This window comes from Streptomyces sp. NPDC037273 (genome assembly GCF_055603625.1).
The window spans coordinates 412,895-438,215 of record NZ_JBVJVO010000007.1; the positions used below are offsets into that span (position 1 = coordinate 412,895).

Below are 25,321 nucleotides of genomic sequence, written 5' to 3' on the forward strand. Positions count from 1 at the left end.
CGAAGCAACCACGCCTCCCTCTCCCCCCCCACCCCCCCCCCCCCCCCCTCCCCCCCCCCCCCCCCCCCCCCCCCCTCTCCCCCCCCCCCCCCCCCCCGCGGCCATCATGGCGTGCACCCCCTCGGCGCGCAGCGCGGCCTCGGCGTCCTCGTCGAAGGCGGGGGCGTGGACCCCGGCGTCCAGGGAGCCGGAGGGGGCGAAGCGTTCGTCGGCGAGGTAGTCGGGGGTCCAGACGGGCTCGCCGTGGAGCTGGACGGCGCCGCCGAGCCCGTACCCCTCGACGATCTTGAGTCCGGGGGCGAGGCGCGGTCCGCCGGTGCGGTCGGCGCCGGTGCGGGAGCCCTCGGTGGTGTGCACGTACCAGGGGCCGTGCGGCGCGCCGAGGGTGACGTACACGAGGTCGAGGCCGAGCAGCCGCCGGGCGCGCCGGGTGATGACGCGGAGCAGGCTGTCGAGGTCGTACGAGAAGGTGAGGTCGCGTCCGGTGTCGGTGAGGGTGGCCAGGGCGGCCTCGCGGCGGGCGTCCTGTTCGCGTCCGGCGTGGATCGTCCCGGCGAGTTCGACGGCCCGCTCCAGGCGGGCGAGTCCTTCGCCGTCGAGGCCGGAGAGACGGGCGTCGTCGAGGAGGGCCTCGAAGCGGGCGGGCGGCGCCTGCCGGGCGATCAGTTCGAGGACCGTGAGCAGCGCGTCGGCACCACCGGCTCCGTCCGCGCCGTGCAACGTCATGCCCCTACCCCCGTAGTCGAGCGAAATCGGGCACCTCGGAGGAAACCCGTACTGCTCGCCGAAAACTAATTCGGCTTCGGGAGTCGGTCAACGACCACCTGCCGCACTTCATTCCCGGGTGCGTCGCCGGGCCCTGATCGGCCGTACGCCCCCGGGCCGCCGCACGGCTCCGCCTCACGGTCAGCCGACGGAGCCGGCCGGGACGAGGCGGGCGCGCGGCGGGGTGTACTGGGCGGGGATGCGGACGCCGTACGGGGGCCGGCCGGTGTGCCGGACGGCGAGGACCGAGCGGTGCAGGCGGCGCAGCCGCGCCGAGGGTTCCATGCCGCCCTCGCCCATGAGCGCCCCGCGCAGCCGTTCGTAGGTGGCGAGGGCCTCCTCGTGGTGGCCGCAGCGCAGCAGGGCGACCATGAGGTGGGCGTGCAGCGGTTCGTTGGTGCGGTAGCGGGCGACGAGTCCGGAGAGCTCGGAGAGCAGCTCGGCGTGCCGGCCGAGGCCGAGCTGCGCCTCGATCCACTGGTCGAGGACGCTCAGCCGGGAGGTTTCGAGGCGCTCGATCTCCCTGCGGATGCGCGGGCCCGCGGCGACGCCCGCGTAGGGGTCGCCGCGCCAGAGGGCGAGGGCTTCGCCGAGGCGGAGCGCGGCGCGCTGCAGGTCGCCGGCCTCCATGGCGCGGTAGCCGGCGCCGGCCGCCCGCTCGAACTGCCAGACGTCGTGGGCGCCGCCGCCGGTGTCGAGGCGGTAGCCGCCGGGCTGGGTGACGAGGATGGCGTCGGCGCTGCGGCGCTCGGCCCAGCCGGGCCGCGGCTCGGCCGGTTCGGCGGCGCGCAGGGCGCCCGCGATCAGGCCGCGCAACTCCGCTATGTAACCTTGGAGTTCGGTTCTGGCCGCGCGCGGCGCACCGGACGGCCAGAGCTCTTCGGCGAGGACCGTCACGGGCACGACCTGGTCGGCGCTGGCCGTGAGCAGGGCGAGCAGCTGCCGGGGCGCGGCCGCCGTCGGGGTGATGGACACCCCGTTCTCACGCACCGACAGTCCCCCCAGGATCCGGACGTCCACCTTGCCCCCTCAGTGTCTGTGCGGTGTCTACGCGCGGCATGACCTCTCGATGATTAGAAAAGACCCCCGTAGGCATGTCAATAAGAAACCGGCTGGTACGGAATACCGAACTCGGATATCGGGGTGATTCACCCCTTTTACACCGGTTTGGAAGGGTCAAGTTTTCGTCATTGGCTCAGACCAGCACCCTCTGGCAGACTGTTTCCGGACTCGGGGGTACGCTTTCCACGGGTCCTCACCGGGGGCGGTAGCGCCTCCAACCGCGAGTTCCGGCCAGAAACCGGCACGGGGGTTCGGTTTCCGGTCCGGAACTCGCGGCCCCGGGACTCCCCTAGAGCACCGCGGCGGCCGTGAGCAGGCCGAACGCCACCGCGATCAGAGCCGTACGCACCCGGTGGAATCCGTTCCACCGCTTCTCGAAGGCGGCCCGGGCCGCCGACGGATCGTCACCCGGGGTCCCCTCCGACGCGGCGAGCGCCTCGTTCAGCGGGACGTTGCCCGCGACGGTGACCAGGTGGTTGAGGGCCGCGCACACCAGACCCGCGAGGACCAGCCACTTCTGCGTGCCGGTCCGCCCGTCGACGGGCACCAGGAACGCGGCGAGGGGGAAGGCGATCACCCCGAGGAACACCAGCAGGAACACCGGCTTCGGCACCCACTCGTTGATCCGGCGCATCGCCGGCACGAACTCCGCGTCGCTCAGACGGGCGAGCGCGGGCATGATCCCGGTCTGGAAGATCAGCAGGAAACCCGCGTAGAGACCGGTGCAGACGACGGCGAGGGCGAGCAGCAGGGAGGCCATACGGCCATTCTGACCCGCCACCCGCCCATCGCGCCGGTGGTACGGGCCAGTTGCCCGTACCACCGACCTGTCACACCGGCCCGTCACACCGGCCCGTCGTGCCTCAGCTGTACGGGTCCCCCGACCTCAGCTCACCCTCCTTCGAGGGCCCTCCCATAGAAGCCTCGTCCGGCCCTCGCAGCTCGTGGGCCTGCCGTACGGCGTCGGCCAGTTCGCGGACGACCGCCGAACCCGAACGGTCGGCGATCTCCCCGGCCCGCCGCGCCAGCGCCGCGAGTCCCGGGTCGCCCGGCAGGTCGCCGCCGCGCAGCGAGTCCGCGAAGTAGGCGGTGATCGCGGTCAGTTGGAGGCTGTCGTGACCCGCTCCCCAGATGTCGGCGGTGAGCGCGCCGGTGGCGACCGTGCCGGACCGCTCGTGCGGCGCCCGGGTCTTCGGGTCCAGCCAGCGGACGGTGGCGGTGGCGACCTTCCCGGTCACCCCGGGCCTGGTCTTGACCGCGTACAGGGCGGTGACGGTGTGCCCGGCACCGACCTCGCCGCCGTCCACCCGGTCGTCCCTGAAGTCCTCGTCGGCGACCTCCCGGTTCTCGTAGCCGACGAGACGGAACTTCTCGACCGTCCGCCGGTCGAAGGCGACCTGCGCCTTGGCGTCACGGGCGCGCAGCTCCACATGGGCGGGCAGCCGGTCGACGAAGACCTTGCGGGCCTGCGCCGAGTTGGCGACGTAGGTCGTCTCGCCGTCGCCCTTGTCGGCGAGCTTCTCCATGAACGCGTCGCCGTACTCGCTGCCCACCCCGACGCCGAACAGGGTGATCCCGTACGCCTTGCGCTCCTTCTCGATCCGGCTCAGGACCGTCTCCGCCTCCGTGGCACCGGTGTTGGCGAGCGCGTCGGAGAGCAGCACGACCCGGTTGGTCGCGCCCGCGCGGTGCCCCTCGACGGCCACGTCGTACCCGGTGCGGACGCCCGCCTCGACATTGGTCGACGCGCCCGTCTCCAGCGCGTCCACCGCCCGGTGGATCCGGGCCCGCCCCTCCCCGACACGGGTCATCGGGAGGCGCGTCTCGGCCTCGTCGCTGAAGGTGACCAGCGCGATCGAGTCGTCCTCGCGCAGCTGGTCGGTGAGCATCCCGAGGGACTCCTTGACCAGGTCGAGCCGGCCCGGCTCGTCCATCGAGCCCGAGACGTCGACGACGAACGTGAGGGCGGCGGGCGGCCGTTCGGCGGACCCGTCCGCGCCCCGGGTGGCGAGCCCGACCCGGACGAGCGACCAGCCGTCCCGCCCGGTGCGGGCCCCGTCGACGGTGACGCTGAAGCCGTCGTCCGCCGGACGCGGATAGTCGGGCCGGAAGCTGTTGACGAACTCCTCGGGGCGCACGGTCCCCGGCTCCGGCAGCCGCCCCTCGGCAAGCGTGCGGCGCGCGTAGCCGTACGAGGCGGTGTCCACGTCCAGGGCGAAGGTGGACAGGTAGTCCGGCGCGGGCACCGGGGAACGCTGCTCGCCCTCCTCCGGCGACCCCGTGCCGGTGCGCCCGCCGTCCGGGACCGCCGGGGCCGTCCGGCCACCCTCCCCGACCCCCCGGTCGGCACTGCTCCGCTCCCCGCTCGCACCACAGCCGGTGACGGCCAGTCCGGCCACCAGCAGCCCGGCGATCACCGCCGTGGAGCGCGCGCCGCGGCGCCGGGCCCGCCCCGTGGTGCCTCGTTCCCGTCGTTCCATGACATCTCCCCCTCTTCGTACGGCACTTGTGAATGTGACGAACGAGAGGGCCCGATGGAGCTGTCGAAGGAGTTGCGGATGGATCTCGATGCGGCAACGGCGACGGGAGGACATCCGGGTGGCATGGATTCGCCATCCTTTTCAACAGGGGTTGTCACCGTGTGCAGTCGCATGCGTACATGGAGTGGACATCGATCGGGCGGGGGTGGTCAGCGGTGGCAGAGAGCGCGGGCTCCGTGATGCTCGCCCGTTCGGCGATGAACCGGGCCGCGACCGAGGGACAGCGGCCCGCGGGGCGCCCGGTCCGGGGTGCGCGGAGCATCAGCGCCGCACTCGCCGGGCTGGCCGCTTCCACCCGGTACGAACTGCTGACCTTCGACGACCCCGTCGCCTCCGCGGGCTGCGCCATCCCCGGGCCGTTCCTGGAACTGGCGGGAGCGTGCATGCGGGCCGCGGCGGAACGGGCCGGCGAAGTCAGGAGGATCGTCCCGCGGCACGCCCTGCCCCGGCTCGAAGGAGGGCTCCGGGTCCCCGGCCGGGCCCGCCTCGCGGACGCGATCCCGTTCAAGATGATCGTCGTCGACCGCACGGTCGCCGCCGTCCCGCTCGACCTGGAGCTGCTCTACAACGGGCTGCTCCTGATCCGCGACCCCGTGGTGGTGCAGGCCCTCGTCCGCGCCCACCACGCCTCCTGGGCCGCGGCCGAGGAGCTGACCTACCGTCCCCCGCCCCCTCCCCCGCCCTCCGACCTGCCGCACCAGCTGCGCCCCGTCCTCGACGCCCTCCTCTCCGGGCTCACCGACGAGACGGCCGCGGCCCGGCTCGGCATGTCGGCGCGGACCTACAGTCGCCGCGTCGGCGAGCTGATGGCCGCCCTCGGCACGACGAGCCGCTTCCGCGCGGGCGCGGAAGCGGCTCGAAGGGGGTGGGTGTGAACTGATACCGCCGTGGCCGGTGCCGCGGAGGCGCCACGACCGCTGTTACGACACGATGTCCTTGCGGGCGAAGCCGCGGAAGGCGAGCGCGAACAGGACGAGGGCGTACGTCAGCGAGATCGCCGTGCCCTTCACCATGCCGCCCCATTCCAGCTGGGGCTGGAGGGCGTCGATCCAGGCGAACTGCCAGTGCGCGGGCAGGAAGTCACGCCAGTCGCCGAGCGCCGTGACGGCGTCCAGGACATTGCCGACGATCGTCAGGCCGACCGCGCCGCCCACCGCGCCCAGCGGGGCGTCGGTGCGGGTGGAGAGCCAGAAAGCCAGCCCCGCCGTGACCAGTTGGGAGGCGAAGACGAACGCGACGGCGATGCCGAGCCGCACCAGCGACTCCCCCGCCGGCACCGAGCCGCCCGTCGGCAGCGCCAGCGGCCCCCACCCGTAGGCCACCGTGCCGACGGCCAGCGCCACCAGCGGAAGGAGCACCATCGCCGCCGCGCTGTACACGAGCGCGACCGCCAGCTTGGAGGCGAGCAGCCGGGAGCGCGGGACGGGCGCGGCCAGCAGATAGCGCAGTGAGGACCAGCTCGCCTCGGAGGCCACCGTGTCCCCGCAGAACAGCGCCACCGGAATGACGAGGAGGAAACCGGCCGAGACGAAGAGGCAGGTCGCGGCGAAGTTGGCGCCCGAGGCCGTCGCCGTGTCCATCAGGGTGATGCGCCCGTTGCGGTCGCCGTCCCCCGAGCCGCCGATCGCGAAGGCCGCGACCAGGATGAACGGCAGGGCGACGAGGATGCCGCCCATCACCAGGGTGCGCCGCCGCTTCCACTGCCGCAGCGCCTCGACGCGCAGCGGCAGGGTGCGGCCCGCCCGGTAGCCGGGGGCGGACTCCGCCGCGCCCGTGAGGGTGCCGGTGGTGCTCATGCGGGTCCTCCTCCGATCAGGGTCAGGAACGCGTCCTCCAGGCGCCGGTGCGGGCCGACCCCGGTCAGCGGCACGTCCAGGCGGACGAGTTCGCCGATGAGGGCGGTCGCGTCGGCGCCGTCGAGACGGACCAGGAGTCCGCCGTCGGCGCGGGTGACGGAGCCGACGCCGGGGAGGGCGGCGGTCTTCTCGACGAGCGCGTCGTCGATCTCCCCGGCGAGGGTCACCAGGAGCGTGTCTCCGGAGCCGGTGATCTCGGCGACCGGCCCGGCCTGCACGAGCTGTCCCCGGTCCATGACGACGAGATGGGTGCAGGACTGCTCGACCTCGGCCAGCAGATGGCTGGAGACGATGACGGTGCGCCCGCCGGCCGCGTACCGGATCATCACCTCCCGCATCTCGCGGATCTGCGGCGGGTCGAGTCCGTTGGTGGGCTCGTCGAGGATCAGCAGGTCCGGCAGGCCGAGCATGGCCTGGGCGAGGGCGAGGCGCTGCCGCATGCCCTGCGAGTAGGTCCGCACGGCCCGTTCGAGCGCGCCGCCCAGGTTCGCGATCCGCAGCGCCTCGTCGACGTGGGCGTCCTCGGCCGGGCGGCCGGTGGCCCGCCAGTACAGGTCCAGGTTCTCCCGGCCCGACAGGTGCGGCAGGAACCCGGCGCCCTCGACGAACGCGCCGACCCGGGAGAGCACCGGGGCGCCCGGCCTGATCGCCTGCCCGAACACCCTGATCTCGCCCTCGTCCGGGGTGATCAGGCCCATCAGCATGCGCAGGGTCGTCGTCTTGCCCGCGCCGTTCGGCCCGAGCAGCCCGAGGACCTGGCCCTGCTCGACGCGGAAGGAGAGCTCGCGGACGCTGTACCGGTCGCCGCCCTTGTACTTCTTGGACAGGCCGGTGATCTGCAGGGGTACGGCGGCGAGTTCCGGGTCGGGCGCCGGGGCGGCGGCCTTGCGGCGGGCGGTGAGCAGGAGGGCGGCCGCGGCGGCGAGGCCGAGGAGCGGCAGGCCCCACACCCACCAGGGCAGTCCCGCGGCCTGGGTGGCGAGACCGGGCGCGGTGGGGACCGTGAGCGGGCCCTGGACGGCGACCGTGTAGGCGGCCGGGACGGTCGGGGAGGCGTAGCCGAGGTCGGTGGCGGCGAGCACGAGCCGCAGCCGGTGCCCGGCCTCCACCTCGTGGTCGATCGCGGGCAGCGTCAGCGTGACCTCGCGTCCGGCCCGCGCGTCGTCGACGCGGTAGGGGGCGACGAGCTGGGAGGGCAGCACCTGCTGCCGTCCGTCGGGCCCGACGTCGTACACCTTGGCGAAGAGGACGGCCGAGCCGTCGGCGGCGGTCGAGGAGACCTTGACGCGCACGGTCGGCGTTCCGGTGATCCGTACGGCCCCGGCCTGCGGCTCGGCGTCGAAGCGGGCGTACTGGCCGGGGAAGTCGAGGGAGAGCCCGACGCCGAGCGAGGAGAGGCCCGAGAGGCCGCCGCCGAGGCCGGGGACCGCCGAGACGTTGGGCGGCGCGGCGCCCGCAGGGTTGGCGAAGGTCTGCGGCGGGCCCGCGAGGGGGACGGCCGTGGTGCCGGCGGTGAGGCCGGGGTAGCGGTCGGCGGTCGCGGCCCGCAGGGTGGCCTGTCCGTCGGTGGAGTCGACGCCGCCGGTGCGGCTGACCCGGAAGGCGGGGCCGGTGTCGACGGAGGCGTCCCGCTTCAGCCAGCGGTCGAACCAGTCGCCGATCCGCCGTTCGACGCGCTCGGTCTCCCGGTCGCCGCCGTCGTGGCCGCCGGCGATCCAGTCGACGGCGACGGGCGCGCCGTTGGCGGTGAGCTTGCGGGCCATGGCGTCGGACTGGGCGAGGGTGAAGAGGGAGTCCGACTGGCCCTGGACGAGGAGCGCGGGCACCTTGATCCGGTCGCCGGCGGCGGAGGGGCTGCGGGCTTCGAGGAGGGCGCGGGCGGCGGCGTCGGGCTTCCCGGAGATGGCGACGCGCTGGTAGAGGGCGCAGATCTCGGGGGTGAACCGGCCGCAGCCGTCGGCGTTCCCGGCGCCCGGGCGTTCGCCGGCGGAGAAGAAGATCCCGGCCCAGAGCTTCTTGAAGACGCCTTCGGGGAAGAGGGCGTCGGCGAGGTTCCAGTAGGTGATCTGCGGGGCGATGGCGTCGACCCGGCTGTCGTGTCCGGCGGCGAGCAGGGAGACCGCGCCGCCGTAGGAGGCGCCGGTGACGCCGACGCGGGGGTCGCCGGGTTTGTCGAGGAGGACTTCGGGGCGGGCGGCGAGCCAGTCGATCAGCTTCCGGACGTCCGCGACCTCGCCCCGCGGGTCGTTGAGGCCGATCTCGCCGGTGGAGGCGCCGAAGCCGCGGGCCGACCAGGTGAGGACGGCGTATCCGTCGCGGGCGAGCTGTTCGGCCTGGGCGCGGACGTCGTCCTTGGAGCCGCCGAAGCCGTGCCCGAGGAGGACGGCGGGCCGCCGGCCGGTGCCTTCGCCGGTGAAGTACGAGGTGTCGAGCCGTACCCCGTCGACGGAGAGCGTCCGGTCCGCGCGGTGCACGGGCGGTGGATCGTCCGAGGCGGCGGCGGTCCAGGTGCCGGCGCCCGCGAGGACGGCGAGCGCGGCGGTCACCGCGGCCCACCGGGGAAGTCGGAGTCGCATGGTGACGAGCCTAGGCGGCCGGGCTGTGCGGCACGGCGGCCCAGGGGCGGAGCCGGCGGACCTCCTGGAGTCGTACGCCGCCGGGTCCCGTACCGCGCTCGTGGTACGCGGCGGGTACGGGGACGGCCCCCGGGGTGTGCTGTCAGCACCCCGGGGGCCGTTCTCGGGACCGCCCGTCAGTGGTTGCGCGGGAAGCCCAGGTCGACGCCGGTCGGGCCCTCGGACGGGTCCGGCCAGCGGGTGGTGACGACCTTGCCGCGGGTGTAGAAGTGCACGCCGTCGTTGCCGTAGATGTGGTGGTCGCCGAAGAGCGAGTCCTTCCAGCCACCGAAGGAGTGGTAGCCGACCGGCACCGGGATCGGCACGTTGACGCCGACCATGCCGGCCTGGACCTCCATCTGGAAGCGGCGGGCGGCGCCGCCGTCCCGGGTGAAGATCGCGGTGCCGTTGCCGAACTTCGAGGAGTTGATGAGGGCGAGGCCCTCCTCGTAGGTGTCGGCGCGCAGCACGCAGAGGACCGGGCCGAAGATCTCGTCCTGGTAGGCCTTGGCGGTGGTCGGCACGTGGTCCAGGAGGGACAGGCCGATCCAGTGGCCGTTCTCGTGGCCCTCGACCGTGTAGCCGGTGCCGTCGAGGACGACCTGGCAGCCCTCGGCGGCCGCGCCGGTGACGTACGAGGCGACCTTGTCGCGGTGGACGGCCGTGATGAGCGGGCCCATCTCGGAGGTCGGGTCGTTGCCGGGGCCGATCTTGATCTTCTCGGCGCGCTCGCGGATCTTCTCGACCAGTTCGTCGCCGATGGCGCCGACGGCCACGACCGCGGAGATCGCCATGCAGCGCTCGCCGGCGGAGCCGTAGGCCGCGGAGACGGCCGCGTCGGCGGCGGCGTCGAGGTCGGCGTCCGGGAGGACCAGCATGTGGTTCTTGGCGCCGCCGAGCGCCTGGACGCGCTTGCCGTTGGCGGAGGCGGTGGTGTGGATGTGGCGGGCGATCGGGGTCGAGCCGACGAAGGAGATCGCGGAGACGTCCGGGTGCTCCAGGAGGCGGTCGACGGAGACCTTGTCGCCGTTGAGGACGTTGAAGACGCCGTCCGGCAGGCCGGCCTCGGCGAGCAGCTCGGCGATCTTGATGGCCGGCGAGGGGTCCTTCTCGCTCGGCTTGAGGATGAAGGTGTTGCCGGTCGCGATGGCGATCGGGAACATCCACATCGGCACCATGGCCGGGAAGTTGAAGGGCGTGATGCCGGCGACGACGCCGACGGGCTGGCGGATCGAGGCCACGTCCACGCGGTTCGAGACCTGGGTGGAGAGCTCGCCCTTGAGCTGGACGGTGATGCCGCAGGCCAGGTCGACGATCTCCAGGCCGCGGGCGACCTCGCCGAGGGCGTCGGAGTGGACCTTGCCGTGCTCGGCGACGATCAGGTCGGCGATGGCGTCGCGGTTGGCGTCGAGCAGCGCGCGGAACTTGAAGAGGATCGTGGTGCGCTGGGCGAGCGAGGAGGTGCCCCAGGTCGCGAAGGCGTCCTTCGCGGCCTGCACGGCGGCGTCGACCTCCTCGACGGAGGCGAGGGCGACCTGCGTGGTGACGGCGCCGGTGGCCGGGTCGGTGACCGGGCCCCAGTTGCCCGACGTGCCCTCGACGGTCTTGCCACCGATCCAGTGGTGGACGGTCTTCGTCATGACGAGTTACTCCTTCAGAGATGGCGGCGTCGGGCGGTGACGTGCCGGTCGTACTCCTCGCGGGCCTCGACCGCCGACGGGCGGGTCGACGTCTCGGCCACGGGCACATCCCACCACGCCTGGGCCGGGGGCGGGCCCGACACTCTGTCTGTCGTTTCGGTCTCGACGTAGACACATGTGGGAACCGTTGCGCTCCGCGCGTCCGCGAGGGCTTCCCGCAGGTCACGCACGGTGCGGGGGCGTAGCACTCGCATACCGAGGGAGGCGGCGTTGGCGCCGAGGTCGACGGGGAGCGGTGCTCCGGTGAAGGTGCCGTCCTCGGCCCGGTGGCGGTAGTCGGTGCCGTACCGCTCGGCGCCGACCGCCTCCGAGAGGCCGCCGATGGAGGCGTACCCGTGGTTCTGCAGGACGACCAGTCTCAGGGGGAGCCGTTCCTGGACGGCGGTGACGATTTCGGTGGGGTTCATCAGATACGTACCGTCGCCGACCAGCGCCCAGACGGGCCGTTCGGGTGCGGCGAGCAGGACGCCGATCGCCGCCGGGATCTCGTAGCCCATGCAGGAGTAGCCGTATTCGACGTGGTACTGGTCCCGGGAGCGGGTCCGCCACAGCTTGTGGAGGTCGCCGGGGAGCGACCCGGCGGCGTTGATCAGGATGTCGCTGTCGTCGACCAGAGTGTCGAGTACGCCGAGGACCTGGGTCTGGGTGGGGCGGGCGTCCTCGTCGGGGGCGGCGTAGGCGGCGCTGACGCGGGCCTCCCAGCGGAGCTTCTCCTCCGCGTACTCGTGGACGTAGTGGGCGGGGACGTGGTGCGGGTCGAGCAGCGCGTGGAGCTGCTCGATTCCCTCCCGGGCGTCGGCGACCAGCGGCAGTGCGGTGGCCTGCTTGTGCGCGTCGAAGGCGGCGATGTTCAGGTTGACGAACCGGACGCCGGGGTGGCGGAAGAGGGTCGCGGACGCGGTGGTGAAGTCGGTCCAGCGGGTGCCGACGCCGATCACCACGTCGGCCGTGCGGGCCAGGTGGTCGGCGACGGCGGTCCCGGTGTGGCCGACGGCCCCGACGTCCTGGGGGTGGCCGTGGGGCAGTGCGCCCTTGCCGGCCTGGGTGGCGGCGACCGGGATGCCGGTGAGCGAGGCGAGGGTGGCCAGCGCGTCCTCGGCTCCGCTGTGCCGGACGCCGCCGCCGGCGACGATCAGCGGCCGCTCGGCCTTGCCGATCGCGGCGACGGCCGCGTCGAGTTCGGCCTCGTCCGGCGAGGGGCGGCGGATCCGCCAGGTCCGTTCGGCGAGGAACTCCTCCGGCCAGTCGTAGGCCTCCGCCTGGACGTCCTGGGGCAGGGCGAGGGTGACGGCGCCGGTGTCGACGGGGTCGGTGAGGACCCGGACGGCGGCGAGGGCGGCCGGGATCAGGGCCTCGGGCCGGGTGACCCGGTCGAAGTAGCGGGAGACCGGGCGCAGGCAGTCGTTGACGGACACGTCGCCGGCGTAGGGGAGTTGGAGCTGCTGGAGGACCGGGTCGGCGGGGCGGGCGGCGAAGGTGTCGCCGGGCAGGAGGAGGACCGGGAGGTGGTTGATGGTGGCGAGGGCGGCGCCGGTGACGAGGTTGGTGGCGCCGGGGCCGATGGAGGTGGTGACGGCGTGGGTGGAGAGGCGTCCGGACTGGCGGGCGTAACCGACGGCGGCGTGCACCATGGCCTGTTCGTTGCGGCCCTGGTGGAAGGGCATGCGGTCGGCCTCTTCGAGGAGTGCCTGGCCGATCCCGGCGACGTTGCCGTGTCCGAAGATGCCCCAGGTGGCGGTGACGAGCCGCTGCCGGACGCCGTCCCGTTCGGTGTGCTGGGCGGCGAGGAAGCGGACGAGCGCCTGGGCGACGGTGAGCCGGATGCTCATGCGTATCCCTCCGTGTGGTCCGGGTGGAAGCAGATCTTCCACTCTCTTTCGGCTCCGGGGCCCGCCATGACGTTGAGGTAGTAGAGGTCGTGACCCGGCTGGGCGATCGAGGGGCCGTGCCAGCCGTCGGGGACGAGGACGGCGTCACCGGCGCGGACCTCGGCGAGCAGGTCGGCGCCGCCGGGCTTCGAGGGGGAGATCCGCTGGTAGGCGAGGCCGTGCGGGCCCGCGATCTCGTAGTAGTAGATCTCCTCCAGGACGGACTCGGCGCCCGGCCGGTGCTCGTCGTGCTTGTGCGGCGGGTAGGAGGACCAGTTGCCGCCGGGGGTGACGACCTCGACGGCGATGAGCCGGTCGCAGGCGAAGGCGTCCGCCGAGGCGAAGTTCCGCACCCGGCGCTCCCGGTCGCCCGAGCCGCGGGTCTCGACGGGAACCTCCGGCGCGGGGCCGTAGCGGGCGGGGAGTCGTCGCTCGCACTTCGCTCCTGCCAAAGCGAAGCGGCCTCCCGCGCCGGAGGCGATCTGGGCATGGGCGTCGCGCGGTACGTAGGCGAAGTCGGTCACTCCGTCGAACACGCTCGCGCGGCCCTGGAGTTCGAGGATCTCGCCGTCGACGCGCACGCTACAGGCACCGGCGAGGGGAAGCACGACCCATTCGGCATCTCCGCTGTCGAACGCGTGCGTCTCCCCCGGACCGAGGGTGAGCACCCGCAGCGCGGAGTACGTCCATCCGGCCCGCCCCGGGTCGATGTCGACGTCGTACGGGCCGTGGGCGGCGGTTCCGGCGGGCAGGTGGAGGGAGGCGGCTCGGTCGGGGTTCATGTGCGGATCCCTACCCCTCGTCCGCCGGAATCGTTCCGGTGCCCGCCGCGAGGGCCTCGGCGATCTCGGAGGCGTGCGGCATGGCGGAGGAGCAGGGGAGGCGGCCGGCGACGATCGCGCCGGCGGCGTTGGCGTGGCGCAGGGTCCGTTCGAGGTCCCAGCCGGCGAGCAGCCCGTGGACGAGCGCCCCGCCGAACGCGTCGCCCGCGCCGAGGCCGTTGACCACCTCCACGGGCAGCGGCGGCACCTCGGCCGTGGTGCCGTCGGCGGCGAGCGCGAGGACGCCCTTGGGGCCCTGCTTGACGACGGCGAGCCGGACCGCGCCGGTCGCGAGGAGGGCGCGGGCGGCGGCGTGCGGCTCGCGTTCCCCGGTCGCCACCTCGCACTCGTCGAGGTTGCCGACGGCGACGGTCGCGTGCCGCAGCGCCTCGGCGTAGTACGGGCGGGCCGCCGCCGGATCGGTCCAGAACATCGGCCGCCAGTCCAGGTCGAGGACGGTCGTCCCGTCGCCGCCGCGGGCCCGCAGCGCCTCCAGGGTCGCGGTGCGGCTCGGCTCGGCGCACAGGCCGGTGCCGGTCGCCCAGAAGACCCGGGCGGCGCGGATCGCGTCCAGGTCGAGCTCGCGGGCGTGGATCTGCAGGTCGGGCGCCCGGGGCCGGCGGTAGAAGTAGAGCGGGAAGTCGTCGGGCGGGAACAGCGCGCAGAAGGTGACGGGCGTGGGGTACGCGTCGACTTCCGCGACCCACCGCGCGTCGACGCCGAAGTCCCCCAGCTCCCGGCGCAGAAAGGTCCCGAAGGGGTCGGCCCCGGTGCGCGAGACGAGCGCGGTGCGGCGGCCGAGCCGTGCGGCGGCGACGGCCACGTTCGCGGCCGAGCCGCCGAGGAACCGGCCGAAGGTGTCGACCTCGTCGAGCCCGACTCCGCTGGTCAGCGGGTAGAGATCGACGCCGAGGCGCCCCATCGCGATCAGCTCGTACGGCTCCGTCTCCACGCGCCACCTCTCGCCTCCGGCCCCGCAACCAGGTCTAGCCGTCGCCGCGGAGGACTGTCAACGATATGTCCGGACATCCGGACGACCGTCTTGACGCTCCCACCGGCCCCGGTCAGGGTGGCTTTCATGACGAAACCGTCGCCACCGTCCCGTATCCGCGTCGGCTCCGCCCCGGACTCGTGGGGGGTGTGGTTCGCCGACGATCCCCGGCAGGTGCCGTGGCAGCGGTTCCTCGACGAGGTGTCGGGGGCCGGCTACACGTGGATCGAACTCGGCCCGTACGGCTATCTGCCGACCGATCCGGCCGTGCTCGCCGAGGAGACCTCACGGCGCGGTCTGAGGGTGTCGGCGGCGACGGTCTTCACGGGGCTGCACCACGGCGCCGACGTCTGGGACCGCACCTGGGCGCACGTCGCCGAGAACGCGGCACTCGCCCAGGCGATGGGCGCCGGCCATCTCGTCGTCATCCCGTCGTTCTGGCGCGACGACCGCACCGGCGCGGTCCTGGAGGACCCGAGGCTCACGGCCGGGCAGTGGCGGGACCTGACGCGGCTCACGGAGCGGCTGGGCCGGGAGGTGCGCGAGCGGTACGGGCTGCGGATCGTGGTCCATCCGCACGCCGACACCCATCTCGACGGCGAGGAGAGCGTGACGCGCTTCCTCGACGCCACCGATCCGGAGGCCGTCGCGCTCTGTCTGGACACCGGGCACTACGCGTACGCCGGCGGGGACAGCGTCAAGCTCATCGAGACCTACGGCGAGCGGATCGGCTACCTCCACCTCAAGCAGGTCGACCCGGAGGTCCTCGCCGGAGTGGTCGCCGACGAGGTGCCGTTCGGTCCGGCGGTGGCGCGCGGCGTGATGTGCGAGCCGCCTTCCGGCGTCCCCGCCCTCGAACCGGTCCTCGCCGCCGCGCGGGCCCTGGACGTCGACCTCTTCGCCATCGTCGAGCAGGACATGTACCCCTGCGAGCCGGACACCCCCTACCCCATCGCCCTCCGCACCCGCCGCTTCCTCCGCTCCTGCGGAGTGTGAAGGGCGGATGACCGGCGCGCGGCCGGGCGCATACCTCTCTCACCAGGGGTGACGCACGCGGACACACCGATGGGCGTGTGTGCCGCTTCCGTCACGCCGGTCCCTTCGCCGTCACACGTGTCTCCGTTACGCGGGTTTTGCGTCACAGACGTTCGACAGCCGCTCTCCTCCCGTTCGGGAAGACCGTTGCAAGGGGCACAGGCTGATTGATCGCTTGATCGCAACCGCCCGCCCCGCAGCGCCCCCGAACGGCACCCCCTGCCACCGCTGCGCGGCGCGCAGGGAGGTACCGGGCATGACGGACAGAAGACTCTGGTCGTACAAGGACATCGCCGCACACATCCGCGTGCAGCCGGACACGGTCCGCTCCTACCGGAAGCACGGACTGCTGCCGCCGCCCGACCAGGTGGAGTCGGGCAAGCCCTACTGGTACGCGGACACCATCCGCGCCTGGGTCGCCAGCCGCCCCGGCAACCGCACCCGCCGCGACTGACCCCGCGCGGCCCCCCGACGCGGGCCGGCCCCCGGACACCCCGGGGCCCGGCCCGCGTCGCGCACCCGGCTCAGAACAGCAGGTCGTAGCCGTTCCAGCCCCAGCCGGCCTTCTTCCGGGCCGGGCCGGTCGCCTCGCCCGCGACCGGCTGCGCCCAGAGGTCGCCGCGCCCGTCCCTGGCCAGCAGCCCGGCGGGGAGGATGCCGTCGCCCAGGCCGCCGGTGGCCGCGAGCGCGGTGTAGGCGTTCCAGCCGCCGCCGACCCGCACGCGCGGTCCGTAGAGGGCGGAGGGAGAGCCGGCGTAGGGGTAGGACCAGAGGACACCGGTCGTGTCCCTGGCGACGAGCCGGCTCCCGACGGCCGTCATCGCGCTGTACGTGTTCCAGCCGCCGCCGACCCGCGCACGCGGCCCGAACGGGGCCGCCGGCGGCGCCCCTTCGCGTCTCGGCAGGTGCCAGAGGACCCCGGCGACGTCCCGGGCGAGCAGCCCGGTGGGTGTGCCGGTGAGGGAGGTGTACGCGTTCCACCCGTCGCCGACGCGGACGCGCGGCCAGAAGGGCGCGGCGGGATCGCCGGAGCCCGCGTAGTACCAGAGGACGCCGGCGCGGTCGCGGGCCACCAGGTCGCCCTGGCCGTCCGCCGTGGCGGGGCCGAGCTTGGTGAGCGCCGTGTAGGCCTCCCAGCCTCCGCCGATCGGCCGGCGGGGCCCGAGCGGGTCCGTGGCCCTGCCGGTGGCCGCGTACTGCCAGAGGACACCGGAGCGGTCGCGGGCGTGCAGGACCGTGCGGTGCTCCGCCTCGGGGGTGCCGGGCACGAACTGGAACCCGAAGGCACCCTTGGCGAGTTCGGTGCCGGTGGCGCCGGTGACCGAGAGGGTGCCCAGGGCCGTGTGGACGCCGATGACCTGCGCGTACCACCCGGCGTCCACGCGGACGGCGTAGGTGAGGGTGGGGGACGCGGGTGCTTCGGGCAGGGCGATGGAAGCCGGGTCGGGGCCGGACGGGCCCCGCACCCCGCACGCCGTGAACGGGCCGCCGTTCACGGCACAGGACCAGCGGACGTAACCGAGCTCGCCGGGCCGGTCGCCGCCCGGCAGCCATTCGAGGTTGCGCAGGAGCACCCGCGCGGCGACCCGGCCGCTCGCCCCCTCCGGCAGGGCGACCCGGCCGTACGTGGTGACCGGGCCCTCCTCGCCGGAGGGGACGGTCAGGGGGCCGCCGAGTTGGACGGCCGTGCCCGGGGCGGGTTCGGCGGCGGGGGCCGGGAGGGGGGCGGCGGAGGCCGGGGCGCCTCCGGCGGCGGGGAGGAGGAGCGCGGCGGCCAGGGTGGCCGCGGCGATCAGGGACGTAGGGGTTCGTGCCACGAAATCCTCCATAACGTCATGTCATGGGCGGACGGAAGTCATCTCCCGTCGCTTCTCGGACACTTCTTCGACACCGGTGGAGGGCGAAGGGTTGTACGCGTCGGACTCGCTGATGCCGAACCGGTCGTGGAAGCGGCGCAGCGGCCCCGGGGCCCACCAGGTGAAGCGGCCGGTCAGCTTCATCACGGAGGGGACGAGGAGGCTGCGGACGACCATCGCGTCCATGAGGACGGCGAGGGCGACGCCGAGGCCGAGCATCTTGGTGTTGGTGACCCGGGAGGTGCCGATGGCGACCATGACGACGGCGAGGATCACGGCGGCGGCGGTGATCAGGCCGCCGGTGTGGCGCAGGCCGAAGCGGACGGAGTGCTCGTGGTCGCCGGTGTGGTCGTACTCCTCCTTGATGCGGGAGAGCAGGAACACCCCGTAGTCCATGGAGAGTCCGAAGGCCACGCAGAACATGAGGACGGGCAGGGTGGTCTCGATGTCGCCGGTGGAGGTGAAGCCGAGGAGGCCGGCGAGGTGGCCGTCCTGGAAGACCCAGACGACCGCGCCGAACATGGCGGTGAGGCTGAGGGCGTTGAGGACGACGGCCTGGACGGGGATGACGACGCTGCCGGTGAGCAGGAAGACGAGGAGCAGGGTGGCGAGGACGACGATGGCCGCCGCCCAGGGCAGCCGCTCGGCGAGGGCGTCCTTGGAGTCGACGAGGACGGCGGACTGGCCGGTGACGGAGGTGTCGAAGGGGGCGGGGACGGCGCGGATCTCGCCGACGACCCGCTGGGCTTCGGCGCCGACGGTCTCGCCCTCGGGGACGACGGTGAAGTAGGCGTGTCCGGTGCCCGCGCCGGCGGTGACGGGGCCGTCGGCGCGGCCGACGCCGTCGAGGGCGGCGATCCGTTCGCGGTAGGCGCCGTACTGCGCGGGGGTGGCGGGGCCTTCGGCGAGGACGGTGATGCCGCCGCCGGGGTTGCCGGGGAAGCCGTCCCGCAGCTGGTCCTGGACGACGCGGGAGGAGGCGGTGACGGGCAGCTGGCGGTCGTCGGCGGTACCGAACTTCACGCCGAGGAAGGGCAGTCCGAGGAGGACGAGCCCGGCGGTGGTGAGGACGGCGAAGACCGGCGCCCGGCGCATGACGAGCGCGGCGGCCCGGGCCCAGCCGGCTCCCGCTCCGGTCTTCTCGGGCCGGCCGCGGCGGAGCAGGCGCCGCAGGTCGAGGGCGTTGACCCGGTCGCCGAGCAGTACGAGGGCGGCCGGGAGCAGGGTGAGGGCGGCGGTGGCGGCCAGCAGGACGACCGCGATGCCGGCGTAGGCGAAGGAGCGCAGGAAGTACTGGGGGAAGACGAGCATCGCGGAGAGGGAGACGGCGACGGTCAGGGCGGAGAAGAGGACGGTGCGTCCCGCGGTGCGCAGGGTGGTGCGGACGGCGGTGTGGGTGTCGGCGCCGGCCGCGAGCTCCTCGCGGTAGCGGCGGACGACGAACAGCGCGTAGTCGATGGCGAGTCCGAGGCCGAGTGCGGTCGTCAGGTTCTGCGCGAAGACGGAGACGTCGGTGAACTCGGTGATGCCGCGCAGGACGGCGTTGGTGCCGAGGATGGCGACGATGCCGATGCCGAGCGGCAGCAGGGCGGCGACGGCGCTGCCGAAGACCATGACGAGCAGGACGAGGGTGAGGGGCAGGGCGATGAGCTCGGCCCTGAGCAGGTCCTCCTGGATGATCGTCTGCATCTCGTGGCGGACGGCGAGTCCGCCGCCGAGGGTGACCTCGACGGGGCCGTGGGTGCCCCGGTAGGCGGGGGCGATCCGGTCGAGGATCGCGGCGGCGTCCTTCTCCTCGCCGGTGATCCGGGCGGCGATGACGGCCTGGCGGCCGTCCTCGGAGCGGAGGGCGGGCGAGCCGGTGGACCAGTAGGAGCCGACTCCTTCGACGCCCGGTTCGGCGGCGAGCTTCTCGGTGAGCCTGCGGGCCTCGGCGGCGACGGCGGGCGCGTCGACGGCGGCGCCCGTCGCGCCGGTGGCCGTCGCGCCGGTGGCCGCCCCTCTCGCGTCGACCAGGAGCAGCAGGTTGGGCTGGGAGCCGGGGAACCGCCGCTCCAGGGCCTTGGTGGCATAGGTGGATTCGGCGGCCGGGTCCTCCCAGCCGCCGCTGCCCATGCGGTCGGCGACGCCGCCGCCCGCGAGGACCGCGAGGGCGGTGAGCACCAGGGCGACGAGGAGGGTGAGGCGCGGCCGGGCGGTCACGAACCGCGTCCATCCGCCGCCGCCCCCGCCACTCCCGCCGCGAGGAGCTGATTTCTTGACTTCGGACATGACGCGGTGTCCCCTTCACCGTGGCCCCCGCCGTCGCTTCCCGGCAGGTCGCGGGGGCCGCCCATTGCCATAGACTGGCAAACACGAGTGATCACTCGCGTTTTCATAGAATGCGAGCGACCTCTCGTGTTTGTCAAACGTGTTGAGGAGAGCTGGGGACAGTCATGTCCGAAGAACTCAAGCCGCGCCGCCGCCAGGCGCGCGGGGAGCGCCGCATCGCGCAGCTCCTGCAGGCCGCCGCGAACGTCTTCTGCGCGAACGGATACACGGCGACCAGCACCAACGCGATCGCCCGCGAGGCGGACGTCTCACCGGGCACGCTCTACCAGTACTTCCCGAACAAGGAGGCCATCGCGATCGAGCTCGGCGGGCGCCTCCTGCACGAGATGCGGGCGGCCCACGGCCAGGCGTTCACCGAGGAGAACCTGACGCTGCCGCTGCCCGAGCTGCTCGACGTGGTGGTCGACCCGATGATCGAGTTCAACTGCGCGAACCCGGTCTTCCTCGCCCTGATGCACGGCTCGGACGTGCCGGGGCGGATCGCGGAGGAGCACGACGCGCTGCACGCGTCCCTGCTCACCAGCGTGCAGGAGGTGATCGCCCACTACGCCCCCGCGCTGCCCGCCGAGGACCGTTCCCGCATCGCCGACATGACGTTCGCGATCTTCAAGGGCGGCCTGGGCCTGGTGCTCGCCGCCCCCGAGGGCGTCGAGCGGGAGGCGACGGTCGCCGAGCTGAAGAAGGTCCTGCTGCGCTACCTCTCGCCCCTGGTCGAGGGGGCGGCCGGCGCCGCCGTCACCACGCCTCCGAGCCGCTGATCTGCTCGGCGGGCAGCGGCTCCCCCGCCCGCGCCCGCAGTTTCAGCGCGAGCAGCGGGAAGAGGAGCACGGAGAGCATGCCGGCGCCGACGAGCGAGGCCGCCTCGCCCGCCGTGAGCACCTTGTCGTCCACGCCGATGGTGGTGATCGCGACGACGAGCGGCAGCGCTGTGGAGCCGTAGAGCACCAGACCGCCCCGGTCCTTGCGGTCGAGGTCGCGGGGGGCGAGGAACCAGATCGGCCCGCCGCGCACGACGAGGAAGAGCAGCAGGAAGAGCGGCAGCAGGAGCAGCGTCCTGCCTCCGTCGAGCAGGGAGTCGAGGTCGAACTCGATGCCGGTGACGACGAAGAAGACGGGGACGAGGAAGCCGAAGCCGACGCCCTCGATCTTCTCCAGGATCTCCGGCCCGGACTCCGGCGCGGCCCCGGTCAGCACGAGCCGGGTGATGAGTCCGGCGGCGAAGGCTCCGAGGAGCACGTCGAGGCCGAGGGCGGTGGACGCGCCGAGCATCAGGGCGAGCAGCAGGAAGACGAACCGGACGGCGAACTGGCCGCTGCTGTGCAGGGTCTTGGCGATGACGCGCGAGAACCACGGCGGGCGGGGGCGGTGCGCCCAGTAGACGGCGGCGGCGGTGAGCGCGGCGAAGACGGCGAGGAGCACGGTCGACTCGGCGGCGCCCCGCCCGCTGAGCAGCAGCGCCATCGCGATGATGGGTCCGAACTCGCCGACGGCCCCGAAGGCCATGACGACCGAGCCGAAGCGCCCGTGCAGGTCCCCCGCGTCCCGCAGCACGGGCAGTACGGTGCCGAGCGCGGTGCTGGTCAGGGCGACGCCGATGAAGACGCCCTTGGAGTAGCCGTCGCCGAGCAGGACGCCGGTGACGAGCCCGAGGGCGAGGGCGATGACCCAGGCCCACACGGAGCGCTTGAGGGTGTCGCCCCTGACCTTGCCGAACTCGATCTCGTACCCCGCGAGGAAGATCAGCATGGTGAGGCCGAGCTGGGAGAGGCCGTCGATCAGATCGTCGGGGCGGGCCCAGTCGAGGACGTCGGGGCCGACGACGATGCCGAGCAGGATCTCGAAGATGACGAGGGGTACGGGGAGCCTGCGCCCCACTCCATAGGCGAGCAGCGGCGCCAGGACGGCGATCGCCATGATCAGGATGAGCGTGGTCCCCGAATGCGACATATCGGGTATTTACCATAGGCTCCGGTCAGATGCCCTGTCGGCGGAGGGACTTGGAGGCCCGGCCGTGCACGAGTACCCACCCACCACACAGACACCCCCGCCCCCCGCGCCGCCGGTCCCGCGGCCGCGCCCGGGACTCTGGAAGCGCTGCCTCTGGGGCGGTCTCGCGCTCTGGCTCCTGACGGCGGCCGTCACGTACGCCACCGAGAACACCACCCTCCTCCCCACCCTCATCCTGCTCGGCAGCTTCCTCGTCCCGGCGGTCTTCGTCCTCTGGGCGTACGAGCGGCACGGCCGCGACTTCGGCGTCCCGGTGATCCTCGGCTGCTTCGTCACCGGCGGCGTCCTGGGCGTGCTCGGGGCCTCGGTCATGGAGTACTACCTGCTCCACCCCTCCCTGTGGATGTTCCTGGGGGTCGGCCTGATCGAGGAGGCGGTGAAGCTCCTCGCCCTGATGTTCGTCGTGCGCCGCTACCCGTGGCTGCGCGGCTACCGCGCCGGGCTCGTCCTCGGCGGCTCGGTCGGCTTCGGCTTCGCCGCCTTCGAGAGCGCGGGGTACGCCTTCAACGCCGCCGTCACCATGGACGGCATCGACCTGCGCTCGCTCCTGGAGACCGAGATCCTGCGCGGGGTGCTCGCCCCCTTCGGACACGGCCTGTGGACGGCGATCGCCGGCGCGGTCCTGCTCGCCTTCCGCCGTCCCGACGGCCGCTTCCGCTTCACCGGGCCCGTCATCGGCACCTACCTCGGGGTCGCGGTCCTGCACGCGCTCTGGGACTCGATGCACGGCATCGCGCTCTGGCTGGTGCTCCGGGTGACCACCACCGACCTGGATCGTTCGCTCTTCGCCCAGGGGTACATCCCGCAGCCCACCTCGCAGCAGGAGCACCTGTTCACCCTCTTCTCGGTCGCCGGGCTGGTGCTGGTGACACTGGTGGGGCTCGCCTGGCTGAGATCGCTCGCGCGCCGGGCACCCGATCCGACTGGATTTCATACCCCCTAGGGGTATAGTCTCGGTACCGTAAGACCCTGACCCCCAGGAGGAGAGCACCATGACCGCAGAGACGAAGACCGAACTCACCACCGTCTACCAGGTCAAGGGCATGACCTGCGGCCACTGCGAGGGTGCCGTCTCCAGCGAGATCTCCGAGATCCCGGGCGTCGCCTCCGTCACCGCCGTCGCCAAGACCGGCGAGGTCACCGTCGTCTCCGAGGCCCCCCTCGACCGCGCGGCCGTCGCCGCCGCCGTGGACGAGGCCGGCTACGAGCTGGTCTGACCGCTCCCGCACCACCTCCGCAGGGCCGTACCGTTACCTGGTACGGCCCTGCTCCCCTTTTGGAACCGCTCATGCCACCCAGCACCACCGTCACCGAGCTGACCATCGGCGGGATGACCTGCGCCTCCTGCGCCGCCCGCGTCGAGAAGAAGCTCAACCGGATGGACGGCGTCACCGCCACCGTCAACTACGCCACCGAGAAGGCGCACGTCGAGCACCCGGCGGACGTCGGCGTCGACGCGCTGATCGCCACCGTCGTGAAGACCGGCTACACCGCCGAGGAACCCCTCCCGCCGGCCGTCACCCCCGAGGAGACCCCGGGCGAGGACGAACCGGCCGACCCCGAGCTCGCCTCCCTGCGGCAGCGCCTCACCGTCTCGGCGGTCCTCGCCGCGCCCGTGGTCCTGCTCGCCATGGTCCCCTCGCTCCAGTTCGACAACTGGCAGTGGCTCTCGCTCACCCTCGCCTCCCCCGTCGTCGTCTGGGGCGGACTCCCCTTCCACCGGGCCGCCTGGACCAACCTCCGGCACGGCGCCGCCACCATGGACACCCTCGTCTCCGTCGGCACCCTCGCCGCCTACGGCTGGTCCCTCTGGGCCCTCTTCCTCGGCGACGCCGGCACGCCCGGCATGCGACACGGCTTCGACCTCACCGCCGACCGCGCCCACGCCTCCTCCTCGATCTACCTGGAGGTCGCCGCCGGAGTCGTCACCTTCATCCTCCTCGGCCGCTACCTGGAGGCCCGCGCCAAACGGAAGGCCGGCTCCGCCCTGCGGGCCCTCATGGAGCTCGGCGCCAAGGACGTGGCCGTGCTGAAGGAAGGCAAGGAAGTACGGGTGCCGGTCACCGAGCTCCGTACCGGCGACCTCTTCGTCGTACGCCCCGGCGAGAAGATCGCCACCGACGGCACCGTCGCCGAAGGCGCCTCCGCCGTCGACGCCTCCCTGCTCACCGGCGAATCACTGCCCCTCGACGTCACCGAGGGCACCCAGGTCACCGGCGGCTGCGTCAACGTCTCGGGCCGGCTCGTCGTCCGCGCCACCGAGGTCGGCGACGACACCCGGCTCGCCCGGATGGCGAAGCTCGTCGAGGACGCCCAGAACGGCAAGGCCCGGGTCCAGCGGCTCGCCGACCGGATCTCCGCCGTCTTCGTCCCCGTCGTGCTGCTCATCGCACTCGGCACCCTCGTCACCTGGCTGCTGCTCACCGACGACCCCACCGCCTCGTTCACCGCCGCCGTCGCCGTCCTGATCATCGCCTGCCCCTGCGCCCTCGGCCTCGCCACCCCGACCGCCCTCATGGTCGGCACCGGGCGCGGCGCCCAGCTCGGCATCCTCATCAAGGGACCCGAGGTCCTGGAGTCCACCCGCCGCGTCGACACCGTCGTCCTCGACAAGACCGGCACCGTCACCACCGGACGGATGCGACTGGCCGGCGTGCACGTGTACGGCGGGAAGTACGGCACCGACGCCACCGACGAGGCCGAACTGCTGCGGCTCGCCGGCGCCCTGGAACACGCCTCCGAACACCCCGTCGCCCGCGCCGTCGCGGCCGGCGCCGCCGAGCGCTGCGGAGAGCTCCCCGTACCCAAGACCTTCGAGAACGTCCCCGGGCTCGGCGTACGCGGCTCCGTCGACGGCCGGCTCGTCCTCGTCGGCCGCGCCGCACTCCTCACCGCCGAAGGGATCGACGTCCCCCCAGCGGCGGCACCCGGCGCCGTCCACGTCGCCTGGGACGGGATCGCCCGGGGCACCCTGACCGTCGCCGACACCGTCAAGGACACCAGCGCCGAAGCCGTCGCCCGGCTGCGCGGGCTCGGCCTGCGCCCCGTGCTGCTCACCGGCGACCACCGGACCGTCGCCGAGACCGTGGCCGCCCAGGTCGGCATCGACGAGGTGATCGCCGAGGTCCTGCCCGAGGAGAAGGCCGAGGTCGTACGGCGCCTCCAGGCCGAGGGCCGGACGGTCGCCATGGTCGGCGACGGGGTCAACGACGCCGCCGCGCTCGCCACCGCCGACCTCGGCCTCGCGATGGGCACGGGCACCGACGCGGCCATCGAGGCGAGCGACCTGACCCTGGTCCGGGGCGACCTGCGGGTCGCGGCGGACGCCATCCGGCTCTCCCGCCGCACCCTCGCCACCATCAAGGGCAACCTCGGCTGGGCCTTCGGCTACAACCTCGCCGCGCTCCCCCTCGCGGCCGCCGGACTCCTCAACCCGATGATCGCCGGCCTCGCGATGGCCTTTTCGTCCGTGTTCGTCGTATCCAACAGCCTCCGGCTGCGTCGCTTCACGTGATTTCACCTACACGTGACGCACAGGACCTTCACAAGGAGATCTAGATCACAGATATTGGGGGGTAACCATCTGGGCTGTTCGCGAGTCTAAGTGGGCGATGCCGAGAACGTCTTGGGGGACGTTCATGGAATGTCTTGGGGGACGTTCCAGGCAAGCGTTGGCCGGGGCACGTGCACCGGGGAGCTTTGAGCGGCCCTCCCGTACGTACCCCGGCAGACCGCATCGCGCCCGACCCGCGTAGCTTCTGCTCACACCGCAGACGCCCGGCCCGGATCCCGTGGGGGGAATCCGCACCGGGACCCGGAAGCGCCCCGCTCATCGACCCGTGGGGGGATCGACGCAGCGGGGCGCTTCCTTTTT

20 protein-coding genes are annotated in these 25,321 nt (G+C 73.1%); 7 read left to right on the forward strand and 13 right to left on the reverse strand.

Annotation, left to right across the window (positions count from 1 at the left end):
• From ACZ7G1_RS21480 to ACZ7G1_RS21495, 4 genes are all read right to left on the reverse strand, one after another.
• The coding region (locus ACZ7G1_RS21480) for a GAF domain-containing protein (RefSeq protein WP_471204221.1) at positions 1-726 on the reverse strand (726 nt) is incomplete at its 3' end.
• 180 nt (positions 727-906) lie between these two features.
• Positions 907-1,755, reverse strand: coding sequence for an AfsR/SARP family transcriptional regulator (locus tag ACZ7G1_RS21485; RefSeq protein ID WP_470876330.1), 849 nt, complete (start codon positions 1,753-1,755; stop codon positions 907-909).
• Between the two features lie 361 nt (positions 1,756-2,116).
• Positions 2,117-2,587 carry an anthrone oxygenase family protein gene (locus ACZ7G1_RS21490; protein WP_470876332.1) on the reverse strand — a complete coding sequence of 157 codons (471 nt, stop codon included), beginning with the start codon at positions 2,585-2,587 and terminating at the stop codon, positions 2,117-2,119.
• Positions 2,588-2,690: 103 nt separating this feature from the next.
• Entirely contained in the window at positions 2,691-4,307 is a 1,617-nt protein-coding gene (locus ACZ7G1_RS21495; protein WP_470876334.1) for a vWA domain-containing protein, read from the reverse strand.
• Between the two features lie 215 nt (positions 4,308-4,522).
• On the opposite strand from ACZ7G1_RS21495, the gene ACZ7G1_RS21500 reads away from it, so the two are divergent.
• Positions 4,523-5,242, forward strand: coding sequence for a DNA-binding response regulator (locus tag ACZ7G1_RS21500; protein WP_470876336.1), 720 nt, complete (start codon positions 4,523-4,525; stop codon positions 5,240-5,242).
• A 45-nt stretch (positions 5,243-5,287) separates the two neighbouring features.
• On the opposite strand, the gene ACZ7G1_RS21505 is transcribed toward ACZ7G1_RS21500, so the two are convergent.
• The 6 genes from ACZ7G1_RS21505 to iolC all read right to left on the reverse strand — a co-directional run bounded on the left by ACZ7G1_RS21505 (position 5,288) and on the right by iolC (position 14,149).
• Entirely contained in the window at positions 5,288-6,163 is an 876-nt protein-coding gene (locus ACZ7G1_RS21505) for an ABC transporter permease (protein WP_470876338.1), read from the reverse strand.
• The gene (locus ACZ7G1_RS21510) at positions 6,160-8,799 is read right to left on the reverse strand and encodes an alpha/beta fold hydrolase (RefSeq protein ID WP_470876340.1); all 2,640 of its coding nucleotides are present in this window, start codon (positions 8,797-8,799) and stop codon (positions 6,160-6,162) included. The genes ACZ7G1_RS21505 and ACZ7G1_RS21510 overlap by 4 nt, the downstream gene beginning before the upstream one ends.
• A gap of 176 nt (positions 8,800-8,975) precedes the next feature.
• Entirely contained in the window at positions 8,976-10,478 is a 1,503-nt protein-coding gene (locus tag ACZ7G1_RS21515) for a CoA-acylating methylmalonate-semialdehyde dehydrogenase (protein ID WP_470876342.1), read from the reverse strand.
• A gap of 14 nt (positions 10,479-10,492) precedes the next feature.
• Positions 10,493-12,367, reverse strand: a complete 1,875-nt coding sequence (gene iolD / locus ACZ7G1_RS21520) for a 3D-(3,5/4)-trihydroxycyclohexane-1,2-dione acylhydrolase (decyclizing) (RefSeq protein ID WP_470876344.1) — start codon at positions 12,365-12,367, stop codon at positions 10,493-10,495.
• Positions 12,364-13,188: a 5-deoxy-glucuronate isomerase gene (iolB, locus tag ACZ7G1_RS21525; protein ID WP_470876346.1), complete on the reverse strand. Its 825-nt coding sequence runs from the start codon at positions 13,186-13,188 to the stop codon at positions 12,364-12,366. The genes iolD and iolB overlap by 4 nt, the downstream gene beginning before the upstream one ends.
• Before the next feature lie 10 nt (positions 13,189-13,198).
• Positions 13,199-14,149, reverse strand: a complete 951-nt coding sequence (gene iolC / locus ACZ7G1_RS21530) for a 5-dehydro-2-deoxygluconokinase (RefSeq protein ID WP_470876696.1) — start codon at positions 14,147-14,149, stop codon at positions 13,199-13,201.
• Between the two features lie 156 nt (positions 14,150-14,305).
• Between iolC and ACZ7G1_RS21535 the strand changes: the two genes are divergently transcribed.
• Both ACZ7G1_RS21535 and ACZ7G1_RS21540 read left to right on the forward strand, forming a co-directional pair.
• On the forward strand, positions 14,306-15,214 hold the full coding sequence (locus ACZ7G1_RS21535) for a sugar phosphate isomerase/epimerase family protein (protein WP_470876348.1): 909 nt from the start codon (positions 14,306-14,308) through the stop codon (positions 15,212-15,214).
• 295 nt (positions 15,215-15,509) lie between these two features.
• Positions 15,510-15,707: a helix-turn-helix transcriptional regulator gene (locus ACZ7G1_RS21540; protein ID WP_470876350.1), complete on the forward strand. Its 198-nt coding sequence runs from the start codon at positions 15,510-15,512 to the stop codon at positions 15,705-15,707.
• A gap of 70 nt (positions 15,708-15,777) precedes the next feature.
• Here the strand turns inward: ACZ7G1_RS21540 and ACZ7G1_RS21545 are convergent, their stop codons facing one another.
• On the reverse strand, positions 15,778-17,070 hold the full coding sequence (locus tag ACZ7G1_RS21545) for a hypothetical protein (RefSeq protein ID WP_470876352.1): 1,293 nt from the start codon (positions 17,068-17,070) through the stop codon (positions 15,778-15,780).
• Positions 17,071-17,091: 21 nt separating this feature from the next.
• A complete protein-coding gene (locus tag ACZ7G1_RS21550; protein ID WP_470876354.1) occupies positions 17,092-19,380 on the reverse strand; it encodes an MMPL family transporter in 2,289 nt (762 codons plus the stop codon).
• 164 nt (positions 19,381-19,544) lie between these two features.
• Between ACZ7G1_RS21550 and ACZ7G1_RS21555 the strand changes: the two genes are divergently transcribed.
• Positions 19,545-20,198, forward strand: coding sequence for a TetR/AcrR family transcriptional regulator (locus ACZ7G1_RS21555; RefSeq protein WP_470876356.1), 654 nt, complete (start codon positions 19,545-19,547; stop codon positions 20,196-20,198).
• On the opposite strand, the gene ACZ7G1_RS21560 is transcribed toward ACZ7G1_RS21555, so the two are convergent.
• The gene (locus tag ACZ7G1_RS21560) at positions 20,176-21,387 is read right to left on the reverse strand and encodes a cation:proton antiporter (RefSeq protein WP_470876358.1); all 1,212 of its coding nucleotides are present in this window, start codon (positions 21,385-21,387) and stop codon (positions 20,176-20,178) included. The genes ACZ7G1_RS21555 and ACZ7G1_RS21560 overlap by 23 nt on opposite strands.
• 64 nt (positions 21,388-21,451) lie before the next feature.
• Here ACZ7G1_RS21560 and ACZ7G1_RS21565 point away from each other — a divergent pair, with 64 nt between their 5' ends.
• From ACZ7G1_RS21565 to ACZ7G1_RS21575, 3 genes are all read left to right on the forward strand, one after another.
• A complete protein-coding gene (locus tag ACZ7G1_RS21565) occupies positions 21,452-22,390 on the forward strand; it encodes a PrsW family intramembrane metalloprotease (protein ID WP_470876360.1) in 939 nt (312 codons plus the stop codon).
• A gap of 49 nt (positions 22,391-22,439) precedes the next feature.
• A complete protein-coding gene (locus ACZ7G1_RS21570; RefSeq protein ID WP_470876362.1) occupies positions 22,440-22,664 on the forward strand; it encodes a heavy-metal-associated domain-containing protein in 225 nt (74 codons plus the stop codon).
• A gap of 71 nt (positions 22,665-22,735) precedes the next feature.
• Positions 22,736-24,961: a heavy metal translocating P-type ATPase gene (locus tag ACZ7G1_RS21575; protein WP_470876364.1), complete on the forward strand. Its 2,226-nt coding sequence runs from the start codon at positions 22,736-22,738 to the stop codon at positions 24,959-24,961.
• Positions 24,962-25,321 lie beyond the last annotated feature (360 nt).